Annotated in this window: 12 protein-coding genes and 1 pseudogene; 2 read left to right on the top strand and 11 right to left on the bottom strand. The window is 67.9% G+C overall.

Going from position 1 to position 12,576, the window contains the following annotated elements:
- Positions 1-98: 98 nt before the first annotated feature.
- The 11 genes and pseudogenes from ABZ881_RS30290 to ABZ881_RS30240 all read right to left on the bottom strand — a co-directional run.
- Positions 99-269, bottom strand: a pseudogene (locus ABZ881_RS30290) (IS21 family transposase); the annotation flags it as partial.
- Between the two features lie 11 nt (positions 270-280).
- The gene (locus ABZ881_RS30285; RefSeq protein WP_358489368.1) at positions 281-1,735 is read right to left on the bottom strand and encodes an aldehyde dehydrogenase; all 1,455 of its coding nucleotides are present in this window, start codon (positions 1,733-1,735) and stop codon (positions 281-283) included.
- Complete coding sequence (locus ABZ881_RS30280; RefSeq protein WP_358489366.1) at positions 1,732-2,556, bottom strand: mycofactocin-coupled SDR family oxidoreductase; 825 nt, start codon at positions 2,554-2,556, stop codon at positions 1,732-1,734. The genes ABZ881_RS30285 and ABZ881_RS30280 overlap by 4 nt, the downstream gene beginning before the upstream one ends.
- A 61-nt stretch (positions 2,557-2,617) precedes the next feature.
- The gene (locus tag ABZ881_RS30275) at positions 2,618-3,847 is read right to left on the bottom strand and encodes a cytochrome P450 (protein WP_358489364.1); all 1,230 of its coding nucleotides are present in this window, start codon (positions 3,845-3,847) and stop codon (positions 2,618-2,620) included.
- A gap of 74 nt (positions 3,848-3,921) precedes the next feature.
- Positions 3,922-4,902: a PDR/VanB family oxidoreductase gene (locus ABZ881_RS30270; protein ID WP_358489361.1), complete on the bottom strand. Its 981-nt coding sequence runs from the start codon at positions 4,900-4,902 to the stop codon at positions 3,922-3,924.
- Between the two features lie 545 nt (positions 4,903-5,447).
- A complete protein-coding gene (locus tag ABZ881_RS30265) occupies positions 5,448-6,413 on the bottom strand; it encodes a zinc-binding dehydrogenase (protein WP_358489360.1) in 966 nt (321 codons plus the stop codon).
- 71 nt (positions 6,414-6,484) lie between these two features.
- The gene (locus ABZ881_RS30260; RefSeq protein ID WP_358489358.1) at positions 6,485-6,913 is read right to left on the bottom strand and encodes a nuclear transport factor 2 family protein; all 429 of its coding nucleotides are present in this window, start codon (positions 6,911-6,913) and stop codon (positions 6,485-6,487) included.
- Between the two features lie 23 nt (positions 6,914-6,936).
- Positions 6,937-7,422 carry a hypothetical protein gene (locus ABZ881_RS30255; protein ID WP_358489357.1) on the bottom strand — a complete coding sequence of 162 codons (486 nt, stop codon included), beginning with the start codon at positions 7,420-7,422 and terminating at the stop codon, positions 6,937-6,939.
- A gap of 46 nt (positions 7,423-7,468) precedes the next feature.
- Entirely contained in the window at positions 7,469-7,819 is a 351-nt protein-coding gene (locus ABZ881_RS30250) for a hypothetical protein (protein ID WP_358489355.1), read from the bottom strand.
- 18 nt (positions 7,820-7,837) lie between these two features.
- Positions 7,838-8,479: a DUF1330 domain-containing protein gene (locus tag ABZ881_RS30245; RefSeq protein ID WP_358489353.1), complete on the bottom strand. Its 642-nt coding sequence runs from the start codon at positions 8,477-8,479 to the stop codon at positions 7,838-7,840.
- Positions 8,480-9,359: 880 nt separating this feature from the next.
- Positions 9,360-10,436 carry a DNA alkylation repair protein gene (locus ABZ881_RS30240; protein ID WP_358489351.1) on the bottom strand — a complete coding sequence of 359 codons (1,077 nt, stop codon included), beginning with the start codon at positions 10,434-10,436 and terminating at the stop codon, positions 9,360-9,362.
- A gap of 419 nt (positions 10,437-10,855) precedes the next feature.
- On the opposite strand from ABZ881_RS30240, the gene ABZ881_RS30235 reads away from it, so the two are divergent.
- Both ABZ881_RS30235 and ABZ881_RS30230 read left to right on the top strand, forming a co-directional pair.
- Entirely contained in the window at positions 10,856-11,176 is a 321-nt protein-coding gene (locus ABZ881_RS30235; protein WP_358489349.1) for a DUF1330 domain-containing protein, read from the top strand.
- Positions 11,177-11,223: 47 nt separating this feature from the next.
- Entirely contained in the window at positions 11,224-12,426 is a 1,203-nt protein-coding gene (locus ABZ881_RS30230) for an aromatic ring-hydroxylating dioxygenase subunit alpha (RefSeq protein ID WP_358489346.1), read from the top strand.
- Positions 12,427-12,576 lie beyond the last annotated feature (150 nt).

Below are 12,576 nucleotides of genomic sequence, written 5' to 3'. Positions count from 1 at the left end.
CGCCGTCACTCCCGGCTGGGCAACCTCAGCCCCGCGACCTACGAGCAGCAGCTCACGACACAGAACGAGGTGTCCGGCTGACGGGTGTCACTTCAGTCCCAGACCGCGAGCACGACCCGGAACCGGGACCAGGCCAGCCAGGCGCACCACAGATTCGTGCGGCGCCCGTTGACCCGGGGTCCTTCGCCCCAGTCCCACTGCAGCCACAACCCGGGCTCGACCACCCACGGCCGGAACACGCGGCGCTGCCCGGCCCGCAACCTTGCCTTGACCTCGGGAATCAAGCTCCGTACAAGGGCTCCATTCCCGGCGTAATGTTGATTGTCTTCAGCTCATAGAATGAGGTCAGCCCCTCCCGCCCGGTATCGCGCCCGACGCCGGAGGCCTTCACCCCGCCGAAGGGGGCTTCGACGTTGTAGGTATATGAGTTCACGCTGAAGCTGCCGGTCCGCACGCCCGCAGCGACCTGTGCCGCACGCTCCTCGTCGGTGGTGAACACCGCGCCGTGCAGTCCGTAGTCCGAATCATTGGCGATCGCGACAGCCTCCTCGACGGTGTCGTACGGCAGCAGCACGGCGACCGGACCGAAGATCTCCTCACGGGAGATGGTCATCGCATTCGACGCGCCGACAAACACCGTGGGCTGCATGTACCAGCCCTTCTCCAGGCCGTCCGGCCGCCCGCCACCGGCGACGACTTTCGCCCCCTCGTCGATGCCTGTCGCGATGGCGTGCTCGACCCGCTCCCGCTGCCGCTGCGAGACGAGCGGTCCCAGCGTGGTGGCCGGGTCGAACGGGTCCCCGACGACGAACGACTCAGCCGCGGCCACCATCGCCTCAGCGACCTCGTCGAAGCGGCTACGGGGCGCGAGAATGCGGGAGTAAGACGCGCAGACCTGCCCCGTGTTGAAGAACGCCCCGCCCGCGAGGCCCGGGAGCGAGATGGACAGATCCGCGTCGTCGAGCACGATCGCCGCCGACTTGCCACCGAGCTCCAGCTGCATCCGTTTGAAACTGCGTCCGCACTCCCCCCCGATCTCCCGGCCGGTGGCTGTCGATCCGGTGAAGCTCACCTTGTCGACACCCGGATGGGCCACCAGCGCCCGCCCGGTGTCGCCGCCACCGGTCACCAGATTGAGCACCCCCGCGGGCACACCAGCCGCGAGCAGTGCCTCGACCACGGGGAACGAGTCGAGCGGCGTCTCTGGCGCGGGCTTGTAGACCATGCCGCAGCCGGCCGCGAGCGCTGGAAAGATCTTCGTGATTGACGAGTTGAAAGGGCCGTTCCACGGCGCGATCGAGGCGACCACGCCGACCGGCTCCCGCACGACCACCGCGAGCGTCTGACCTCGACGGACCTCCGAGACGGGCTCGTTGCGGGCCACGTCGAGGAAGTAGCGGCCGGTGGCGATCCCGCTTGCGAGCACCTGACCGCTCATGCTGGTGGGCAGACCCATCTGGCCGGTGACGAGCTTGCCGATCTCCTCGATCTGAGGTTCGAGCATATCGAGCGCCCGCCCGAGGACGTCGGTGCGTTCCTCGACGCTGCGACGTCGCCAGACACCCTCGTCGAACGAGCGGCGAGCTCCCTTCACGGCGGCATCGACATCCGCCGGGCCCACGTCCGGGACCTGTCCGATGACGCCCTCGGTCGAGGGTGAAATGACCTGCACCGTCTCCCGCGAGGCGGGCGCGCGCCACCCGCCCTCGACCAGGATCCTGTCCTCGGTGATCATCGGTTGAGATATCCGGCGTCGACCGGGAAGGTGACCCCGGTGACGTAGCGTGCCTCATCGGAGGCGAGGTAGACGATCGCGTTGCTGATGTCGACGGGGTCGATGAGCTCGACCGGCATCGGGTTCTTGTAGTTGGGATTGTTCATGGCTTCCGGGTTGGCCTGCATGAACTCGTCGTAGCCCTGGTTGACAACCATCGGGGTATTCACCCCAGTGGGGTGCACGGTGACTACTCGGATCGAGTGCTTGGCGAGCTGCGAAGCGTAGAGCCGCATCAGGCCGACGACCCCGTGCTTCGCGGCCACGTACGCGGCCTGCCCCGGCGCGGTGTTGAGACCGATGCTGCTCAGCCCGGCACTGGAGCTGGTGATGATCACGACGCCGCCCTGGCCGCGCGCGATCAACGGCGGGACCGCGACCTCGAGGGTATGCCAGACTCCGGTGAGCATCGTGGCGATGCTGTCGTGCCAGGCCTGTTCCTCGAAGCCCGGGCCGAGGACGGGCATGATGCCCGCGTTGGGCAGGATGACGTCGATGTACCCGAATTCGCGTGCGCCCTCGTCGTAGGCGGCCTGCAGTGCGTCCCGGTCCCGCACGTCGGCGACCGCGGTCACGATCCGCCCACCGGCGGCTTCGACCAGCCGTTGGGTCTCGTCGAGGTCGTCCTTGGTTGCGAGCGGGTAGAACACGGAAGGTATCTGTTCGCAGAGATCGACCGCGATGATCGCCGCGCCCTCCTCCGCCAGGCGCACCGCGTGCGACCGGCCCTGCCCCCGGGCCGCGCCGGTGATGAAGGCGACCTTGCCGTCCAGACGTCCCATGGTGGGTTCCTTTCGTGAGAGCCGAGGCCGGCTACACGCCGGTCGGAGAGTAAGGAAGGGCTCAGGCCCTTCGCGCGGTCATCGGGGCTTCCTGCAGTCCGCGGCTCTCGCCTTGGCTCCAGCGCAGCGCGTAATAGTCCGTGACCTCGAAATGTTCGAAGGCCGCGAGAAACTCCTGCAGGCCGATCCTGACCCCGAGCACGCCGAGGTTGGAGCCGGCACAACGGTGCGGACCGAAGCCGAAGCCGACGTGCGGGTTGGGCGACCGGTCGAGCACCACGTCATCGGGCTTGTCGAAGGCCGACGTGTCCCGGTTCGCCGAGCCATAGCCCACAAGGATCTTGTCTCCCTTGCCGACTGGACAGCCACCGAGCTTCACCTCCTTCGTCGCGGCCCGGGCCATCGACGAGACGGGGGTGACGTAGCGCACGAACTCTTCGACCGCGGTCTCCCACAGGTCGGGTTCGGCGCGCAGCCGAGCACGGTCGACCGGGTGACCTGCCAACCACACGAGCGCCCCGGCGAGTACGGCACTGGTGGTGTCCAGGCCGCCAAAGGTGATCTCCAGCAGCATGCTCTGCTGCTCGGAGTCCGTGAGCCGACGGCCGTCGATCTCGCCGAAGACGAGGGAGGAGATCAGGTTGGGAGCCGGGCCCTCCTCCGCACGGCGGGACAGCGCCTGGGTGAAGAGCTTGAAGAACTCGGCGTAGGCCTGCTGGCCCTCCTCGTCGCTGCGGGCACCGTGCGCGACGAGCGTGCCCCAGTGGTCGAGCGCGGCGAGATCCTCCTCGGGGTAACCGATCACCCTCAGCGCCACCCGCTTGGCGAACGGCTGGCAGAAGTCGGTCGTCAGGTTAAACTCGGTGTTCTCGGGCAGCTTCGCGATCCACTCACGGGCCATTTCACGGACCCATGGCTCGTGCTCGGCGATGGCTTCCTTGGTGAGCAACGGGTTGATGAGCGCCCGGTACTGCTGGTGCAGTGGTGGGTCGACCTCACCCGGCAGCATGACGATGGCGTGCGAGGGCAGCGCGATACCGTCGGTCGAGGTGAACGAGCGCCAGTCCCGCAGCACGGTCCGCACGTCCTCGTAGCGGGAGACGAACCAGAACCCGTCGTACTTGTCGCTGTGGATCACCGGGCGCTCTTCGCGCAGCCGGCGCCACAGCTCGTGGGGCGAGTGGCTGGTGCGAGTGCCGCGGTGGTCGTACTGCAGCTCGTCCCACGGGTCGAGAGGGCAGCGTCCGCTCCCCTCCTGGTTGGCGGCGTCAATCGGCTCGGTCTCCGTCATCGCAGACTCCGTTCGCGTTTCCGTGGTGGTGACGAGGTGGATGAGGCGCTGTTAGGTCTCGAGGGGCCGAGCCGTCAGAGATCGAGGATCAAGGTGTCGGACATGCACCGCGACACGCACGGCAGCAGCACGTTGTTCGCAGCGCGTTCACGCTCGGTGAGGACGGAATCCCGATGATCGGGGACACCCCCGAGCACGGTCGTCATGCACGTGCCGCAGGTGCCCTCGTGGCAGGACATCACGACGTCGACGCCCTCGGCCATGAGCGCATCGAGCAGGTTGCCCTCCGGCGGGATGACCAGGGTTCTGCCCGAGAGAGCAAGCTCGACCGTGAACGCCTTGTCGGGTCCGGTCGGGTCGACCTGCTTGGGCGCGAAGCGCTCCACGTGCAGCACGCCCTGCGGCCAGCTCCGGCACCGGTCCTCGACCGCCTCGAGTAGCGCGCTCGGCCCGCAGCAGTACACGGCTTGTCCCGCGGTCGGGCCGGGCAACAGCTCAGCCAGCGGCAGCAGCCCCGCTTCGTCGTGCGGCAGTACCGTGACACGGTCGGGATGGCGGTGACTCAGGTCCCCACCGAAGGCCATCGAGGTGCGGGAGCGGCCTCCATAGACCAACCGCCATGGCGCCCCGCGGGCCGCCACAGCTCCGATCATCGGCAGCATTGGGGTGATGCCGATTCCGCCGGCGATGAAGAGGTACTCCTCGGCGTCGACCAGCGCGAAGTGGTTACGCGGGCCGTGCACCTCGACCGACGAACCGGGGGCGAGCCAGTCGTGGATGAAGGCCGATCCGCCGCGACCGTCCGGTTCGCGCAGGACAGCCACCTGGTAACACGACAGGTCCTCGGGGTCGCCGCACAGCGAGTACTGACGCACCAGCGACGGTCCTAGAACCAGGTCGACGTGGGCGCCGGGCAGCCACGGAGGGAGGGCGCCGCCCGACTCGCTCTCCAGCGACAGGAGTACAACACCATCCGCGACGAGGACCTTGTCTCGGACCGTGGCTGCGATCGCGGATTCTCCGGGGATGAGCGTCGCCCCGTCGGCCTGCTGCACGATCCGCTCCTGTTCGTTCGCCAGTAGTGCTTGTTATTTGCGCAACACAAGTACTATATGAGAACACTGTCGAGATTAGAGGTGGCATAGGTCGCGTGTCAACGACTGTGCGGACTGCGAGTGTGCCTCCTCGTCACCGGGCGCGGTCCGTGCGATGACCGGGCCCAGCCGACGACGGCGGAGCGTGAACCCGCGGCGAACTCCCGACGCGGAGTTCAGCCGGGAGCCATGGCACCTGCAGAGGCCGAGCCCAGCTCCACCGCGAGGCGTCGCGAGGGCCACCTCACGGTCGAGCAGCAGGTGCGCACCCTCGGGCCGGAGCGCACGGTGTGGCGACCGAGTCGGCATCACCGCCGGCGATGGCACCCCGTCCGCCGGCCCGCTGCAGCGGTCACAGCTCGCACTCGGTCGTCGCCGCCGTTCTTACGCGGGCATTGGGGAGACCACAGCGAGACCGAGCGGCGATCGGCTCAGTAGGGGCCCGTTCCGGCTCCAAAAATGCCCCATCGCAAGATCGAAGGTGATCTCGCCGCCAGGCAGGCCGGTCAGCGCGTGAAGACGATCTTTCCTGCCGTACGTCCGTGCCACATGTCGCTGAAGCCCTCCCTTGCGTCCTGCATCGGCAGGGTCCGCCCGACCACGGGCGTGATCTGGGCCGAATGCAGGAAGGAGATCATCCTGAGCATCTCGTCCCTGGTGCCGAGGTAGCTGCCGCGGATGGAGATCTGGTCCCGAAAGACCCTCCGCAGCGCCGTCTCCGGAGTGGCCCCGGTGGCGGCGCCACAGCTCAGGACGGTGCCGCCCGGCCGCGTCGAGTCGATCGAGTGGGCCCAGGTCGCCGCCCCCGCGGTGTCGAAGACCGCGTCCACCTGTTCCGGTAGTTCGCCGCCGGTGCGGAAGGTCCGGTGGGCACCGAGCCGCTCGGCCAGCTTCCGCTTCTCGATGTCGCGGCCGGTGACCCACACCCGAATACCAGCGGCCCGGCCGAGCTGGATCAGCGCGGTCGCGACACCACCCGAGGCGCCCTGGACGAGCATCGTCTGCCCGGGTACGAGCCCGGACTTGGTGAACAGCAGCCGGTACGCCGTGAGCCACGCCGTGCCGAGCACGCTCGCCTCCACGAGCCCCAGGCCCTCCGGTAGCGGCAGCACGTTTCTCCGAGGCACCATGACGTGCTCGGCGAATGTGCCCGGCAGCTTCTCGCTGAACGTGTGCCGGGTGGGGTCCAGGGTCTCGTCACCGCGCCAGTCCGGATCGGTGACGAGCGGGTACACCACCACCGGCTCACCGGACTCAAGATGTCCCGCGCCCTCCACGCCGAGCACGACCGGCGGCACTATCGGCCACATCCCCACACCGCGCAGCGTCCACAGATCGTGCCAGTTGAGGCCGGCAGCCTTGATCGACACCTTGATCCACCCATCGGGCGTTGCCGGTGGAGGCTGCTCGCCGATACGCACCGCGGAAACGGGGTCGTCGAAATCAGCGCGCTCAGCGAAAACTGCGAACATGAACTTCCTTGCCGGTCGATGACGTGGGCGGGTAATGACGTGTGCAGCCAGTGGAATGGAGCAGGCGTCCGTCAGCCCGGGAGTCCTGTGGGCACCGGATCGGCGTACGGCGTGGCGGCCTCGCTGGTCTCGGTCGCCTTGCTGAGCTTGCGCCCGCCGACCGGCAGCAGCATGCACTGCACGATCTTCCCCGCCCGCAGCGAGAGGTAGAACTGCAGCACCAGTACGGGCGGCAGGTCGCTCTTGTCATAGTCGCCGTCGACCTCCGCTGTGACGATCACATCGCCATAGTGGTGGATCACATCGACGGGCGTGATCGTCACATGGTCGCCGGTGATCTCGATCTCGCACCAGGCGCGGATGGCATCCACGCCCCAGAACTGGCGGTGCCGGTCGTTGACCATCGCATCCGGCGCGAACGGGGCCATAAAGTCGTCGGTGTCGAAGCGATTGGCAGCATCGATCATGTCGGCCACCGGCCGTGGGATGTCAAGATCCATGGATGCCCCTCCGGCGGCGCGAGTCACTTGGGCTCGATCTGGGACAGGGTCAGGCTCAGCGCGACGTCGTCGTCGAAGGCCTTCAGGCGCGCCTCGCGGAACTGCGAGAACCGCTCCAGCCATGGCTCGTCGCCCTCGAGCTTCACCTCGAAGTCCAGCTCCACCCCCTCCTCCGCCGCGTGGGCGATCGCCGCGTCGATGTCCGGGACACCGAACACGATGGTGCAAGTGCCCTCACCGAAGCGCTGGAGGCGCTCCCAGTAGGGACCCTCCTCGCGGGTGGGCGCCATGATCTCGAACCCGGAACCCCAGGACAGCACGGCGATCACGCCTGTGTCCTGGTTGACGATGGGCTCGTCGAAGGTGATGTTCAGGACCCTGCTGAGCAGGGACACGTACTTCTCGACGTTCTCCTTGCGAACGATGATGCCCACATGGTCGATGTGATTGATCGCCTGCGGTGGGGTGTCGTCGACAGGGATGGCGGTGTGCTCGGCGCTCTGGGTCATCGTGCCCTCCTTGGAACGGTGGGTATCGGTCGACTGCGGGTGCGCATCAGGCCGGGTCGAGCGGGTGGCCGGCCATCGGCAGTACCACCAGCCGGACGACCATGTCGTTTCGGATCGAGAAGTAGAGCGCAAGGCGATCCTCGTCGGGGACTCCTGTGACCGGACCGCTCACGATCCAGTCGCCGTAGTGCTCGCGAACGTCGGCTACGTCGATGGTCACCACCCCGTCCGCGATTTCCCGCTCGTACCAGTCCCGAACCGCGTCGCGACCGCGCATCAGGCGGTGCCGGTCGTTGACGATCACGTCCTCGGCGAGCGGGGTGAGGACACCCTCCGTGTCACCGGTGTTGATCGCCGACACCACATCGGCGGCCGGGCCGCTGAAGCTGACGGACATCGTGCTCCTTCTCCTAAATCACGCGAGGGCGGAGGACCGGGCGGTCAGGTGCGGCATGCGCTTCTCCGGAGGGAGCCAGCCACCGTCGATCAGCAGGGTGAGCGCGCCGTTCACGGCGGGGCGGCCGACGAGCCACTCCCGTGCGGGCTCTTCCGAGTCGAACCGGGCGAGCACCACAGTGGATACCGGCCGATCACCCTCGAGGATGTCAACCCGGTTGGTGACGGAGAGTGCCGCCTCCCCTAGTGAGTCTTCGGTGTCCGACGGGGCCTCCCCCGGCAGCAGCTGCAGCACGTACTTCCCGACACCGGCCGAGACGTCCAGGCCGGCGTCGGGGGCCACCGCCCCGGCATCTGTGGCGGGACCGTCAGCCGAGCCGTCGGCGAGCAGACCCAGGTAGTCGGCGCCGCGCAACCGGTGCTGGCGCCCGGCGACATAACCGGGGCTGTCATACCAAGCCCGGCACGCCTCGAACGAGGGGTACTCGGCGATGACGACGCCATGAACGGTCGCGTCGCCCTCCAGCACCTGGAGCGGCGTGTACGCCGTGTGGATCCGCGACTTCTGCCCGCGGAACGTGGCTTGGGTGACCTCCCAGTACTTCTCCAGGCCCGAGCGGTCCGTGACATCGTGGCAGAGATAGATGAGGTATGCGGTCATCGATACAGGCCCTCCGTTGCTGGGTTATGTGGATCGTGTCTTGAGCTCGCGGGACCAGGTCGCGCGTTTCGCAACCCGCACCGTCCCTGGCGGATCACCCGTCGTCGAACGTGGGGCGATTCGCAGGTGGACGGTTCCCCGTACTCCCCCGCGGCCCTCCGAACCAGGGGTGGCTCCTCGCCTGTCGCGCCACCGAGCGCCTGGGAGCCCCAGGGGGCGGATTCTCGACGACGCGGCGTCCCTTTCTGGGGCGGCATCGCGATCGCGGCGATCGCCGCCGGGCCGGAGGGATCCCCGGAGCGAGGCTCTCCTGACTGAGCGCCCGGTCCCATCGGGATCGCCTGCCGGAGTTCTCGCGGCCACAGCCTCCCGGGGTGCGACAGCTCTTCAATCTGCCACACGCAGCACCCTCCCCTTTGAGAATTATGCTCAATATATAAGCATATATGTGCTATTCTGAGATTCCATCTGATTATATGCTGCCGAAGTTGCCTGTCAACTGCGCGCTTCAGATGTGTACGCCGCGTCAACCCGCAACCGGGCTACGACCGTCGCTACCCGCTCGACCGCGACGCCGTTGACCCCCGTCTCGGGACGCGGTCGACACCGAGGCGCCCGGGATCGGGACGCGCGCTCGTCCCCGGGTCGACGAGCTCGGGACGTTCCGGCGTTGTCGGCGACCGAGGTCCGGCACGTGCCGCACTGGCCACCGAGCGGGATGACTGGTGACCCGGCAGGGACGTCGTGGACCTCGCGTGCCCCACCGCCGCCGCCCGGCTGGCATGCAGCCCTCCAGCGGCGGCCGGAGTCGGGGCGGCGGCGCCGGACCAGAGGTCACGACACCGGGCTACCCTCGCCATCGGTTCCGGGTCAGCGACGGTCAGCCCGCGCCGAGCGGTGGTTCGAGACGGAACTCGCGGCGGTCTCTACGGACCCCGTTGACCTGGAGCTCGATGAGATGGTCTCCGGTCCGGTACACGCGTGTCGTCACGACCTGGAACGAGTGCCGGCGCCGGATTCTGACCGTCTCACCCGCCCCGAGCGTCCGATTCGACAGCTTGAAGACCTTGGGCCGAAGGCTACCGTCGGCTTTCCGGTGATGGATCACGTAGTCCACGACGACACGCTCGCTCCGCTCACCGGTGTTGGTCAGCGTGGCGGTGAACTCCAGCGCGTCGCCGATCGGGACGGAGGGGGTGTGGAGCGCCAGCTCGTCGACCGTTACCGCGGCACCGTCTCCGATGCCCAGCTGGGCGAGCGCGTCACGATCCCCCGCCTTCACCAGGGTCCGCAGCGCGTGCCGCACGAGCCTCGTGGTGTGTTCGTCCGGAGTGGCGGAGGTCCAGCGGCGCGTCGCGCTCACGGCCACCCCCGAATCCAGTCGGCTGACGTCGTTGATGTGGTTCGCCACGGAGCGACGCACCCCCTCGTCGGGGTCCAGGTAGAGGCGGTCGAGCAGCGGACCGGTCGCAGCGGGGTCGGTGAGCAGCGCCGGCACCCGCTTGGCCCATGGCAGCAGCGGGCGGGTTCCCTCCGTGGCGAGCCGACGAACCTTGGCGTCCGCGGACTCAGTCCAGTCGTGAGCCACCTCCAGCACCGTCGGCAGATCGACACGCAGGAAGTGCCGGACGGCGAACTCACTGGTAAGTCGAGGGGTCAGTGCGGCGAGCAGGTCGAGCCCGTCCTTGAAATGCTCGGCAGTGCCGTCGAGTGCGCGCACCGCCACGGCCTCGGTGACCGGCCAGATCATCCAGCGGTCGAACGCCGGGTCCCCCAGCGCCGAGCGGACGACGCCCGCGAAGGCGCGATAGCCGTCGGGTAGGTCCGCCAGCAGCGCGTCGCGCACCAATGTGACACGCTCGGTCAGCGTGCGACCGGCTACCGTCGGCACCGCCGCGTCCATCGCGGACGTCCGATCCCCGACGACTCCGGCCAGCACGGTGGCGAGGTCGCGCACGACGTCCTGGGGTAGCAGGGAGTCCGCGGACGCGCCGCCCTTGTTCGATCCAGCGCTCGTTTGCTCTCCGCCCGACATTTCCGGCTCCCTCCGCTCGCGGAGCCGCGGCTCAGCCCGCGCGTCTCCGGGGTGCGACGCAGCGGCGCTCCGGCAGTGCTCCGGGCCCGGCCGCGCGGCTGGCTGTGGACCGTATCGCCGTGGCCGCCCGAAGTGGAGGCCCCGCGGCTCGGCGGGTGGTACGTCGACCGACCCGCCGATCGTCGATCGGACTCGCGAGGGTCCGAACACCAGGCACCCCTCCCACAGGCTGCCTCTGATTCCCGTTGACACGGATGCAATTGAGCACTTAATCTATAACACACTCTCGATATACACTTCTCACTCAAATAGTAAGCATACTGCCTGCGGAAGGAGTTCGCGTGTCCGCGTACCTCATCTACTTCTGCCACGAGTTCCGGGACAAGGCCGGGCACGTCGCGTACTCGAATGCGGTGAAGGCGACTCTCGAGGGCACCGGCGCGACGGTCCACTCCGCCTACACCCATCTCGAGGTACTGGAGGGCGAGGACATCCAGGGCGTCGTCCTCATCGAGTTCCCGACGTTCGGGAGCGCCAAGAAGTGGTACGACAGCCCGGAGTACGCAGCGGTGCGCGGCCACCGCATCCGCAACAGCTACACCGGCGTGCTCGTCGCCGGTGGAGTCACGCCGCTGAAAGACAGGTTCCCTCACGTCCCGTGATCCGGCAGTCCTGGCGCCCACCGGGCGAAGTCCGCAGAGGAGTAGATGTGACCAGCGGTCTGGACGTGGAACAGACGGTCGACCCTTGTACCCGCCGGCGGTCTCGCATCGCCGCCGAGATTCAGGCCCGACTCATGGACCATGTGATCCATGGCTCGACCGACCGCAGCGACGGTCCTGAGCGGAACGCTGCGAGGAGCTACACCGACCCGGCACGGCACGCCGCGGAGAAGCGCGCGATCTTCCGGGCCCTGCCCCTGCTCGCTGGGCTCAGCCGCGACATCCCGCAGCCCGGTGACAAGATGCTGTTCGAAGAGGCCGGTCCACCGATCCTGGTGATGCGGGGTCGCGACATGACCGTCCGAGCCTTTCTCAACATGTGTCCGCACCGGGCGTCGAAGATCGTCGAGACGTGCCGGGGCGGATCGCGGATCACCTGCCCCTTCCATGGCTGGACCTACGATCTCGAGGGCAAGCTCGTCGGCCTTCCGGGGGCGTCCAGCTTCGACGGCGTCGATCGCACCGAGTTGGGCCTGGTCACCGTGCCGGTCGTCGAACGGCACGGCATGATCCTCGTGGTAGCCGATGCGGCCGCCGAGGCGATCAACCCCGACCAGTTCCTGGGAAGCTTCGCGCCCGAGCTCAAGATGCTCGGCCTCGCAACCGCGAAGCCGATTAAGCGCACCCGGATCGACGCCGCCGCCAACTGGAAGTACGCAGTGGACACGTACGGCGAGAGCTATCACCTCCGCACACTGCACCCGGACACCGTGGGCCGCGCCGCGGTCAACGACACCATGGTCTACCACCATTTCCCACCCCACCATCGGATCGGCTACGCACCCATCGGCATGAGTGACGACGCGCGCAAGCCGCGCGAGGAGTGGCCCCGGCGGCCGTTCAGCGCCGTACACCTACTGTTCCCGAACACGATCATTCACATCACCGCACTGGGCCCGGGCGACAGCTACCTGACCTACCGGGTGTTCCCTGGCGAGACGCCAGCCAAGTCGTTCACGATCGTGACGACCTACCGCGCAGGCGACATCCCCGACTCGGCGGATCCCGGACCGTGGGAGGAGATCCACGACTACCAGGTGAAGGTCATCGGCACGGAGGACTACCGCGCCGCAGCCGCAGCTCAGACAAACCTGGATCACGCGCCGGCGGGACACACACTGCTCTACGGTTCGAACGAGCTGTCCATCCAGAACTTCGAGCGCGAGGTCGCGGATCTGGCCGGCGACTGACGGCGATGCGCGGTCCGCGCATCGCCGTGGTCGGTCGCGCGGTGGTGCCCCCGTTACCAACTTGTTTGATCTCGGCAGGAGATCAGGTCTGCAGCCATGATCTCCGAGGCGCCGGCCAGGCTCGCTCGCCCGTTACCTGTCGCCCCGCGG

The sequence above is a fragment of the Pseudonocardia sp. NPDC046786 genome (assembly GCF_040645415.1).
Lineage (GTDB): Bacteria > Actinomycetota > Actinomycetes > Mycobacteriales > Pseudonocardiaceae > Pseudonocardia > Pseudonocardia kongjuensis.
This window is presented reverse-complemented; position numbering and strand designations above follow the sequence as displayed.

What these genes read in the sequence shown, in the direction of transcription:
- ABZ881_RS30285 (WP_358489368.1), bottom strand. Translation starts at nt 1,735, where the DNA reads ATGATCACCGAGGACAGGATCCTGGTCGAGGGCGGGTGGCGCGCGCCC.
- ABZ881_RS30280 (WP_358489366.1), bottom strand. Translation starts at nt 2,556, where the DNA reads ATGGGACGTCTGGACGGCAAGGTCGCCTTCATCACCGGCGCGGCCCGG.
- ABZ881_RS30275 (WP_358489364.1), bottom strand. Translation starts at nt 3,847, where the DNA reads ATGACGGAGACCGAGCCGATTGACGCCGCCAACCAGGAGGGGAGCGGA.
- ABZ881_RS30265 (WP_358489360.1), bottom strand. Translation starts at nt 6,413, where the DNA reads ATGTTCGCAGTTTTCGCTGAGCGCGCTGATTTCGACGACCCCGTTTCC.
- ABZ881_RS30260 (WP_358489358.1), bottom strand. Translation starts at nt 6,913, where the DNA reads ATGGATCTTGACATCCCACGGCCGGTGGCCGACATGATCGATGCTGCC.
- ABZ881_RS30255 (WP_358489357.1), bottom strand. Translation starts at nt 7,422, where the DNA reads ATGACCCAGAGCGCCGAGCACACCGCCATCCCTGTCGACGACACCCCA.
- ABZ881_RS30250 (WP_358489355.1), bottom strand. Translation starts at nt 7,819, where the DNA reads ATGTCCGTCAGCTTCAGCGGCCCGGCCGCCGATGTGGTGTCGGCGATC.
- ABZ881_RS30245 (WP_358489353.1), bottom strand. Translation starts at nt 8,479, where the DNA reads ATGACCGCATACCTCATCTATCTCTGCCACGATGTCACGGACCGCTCG.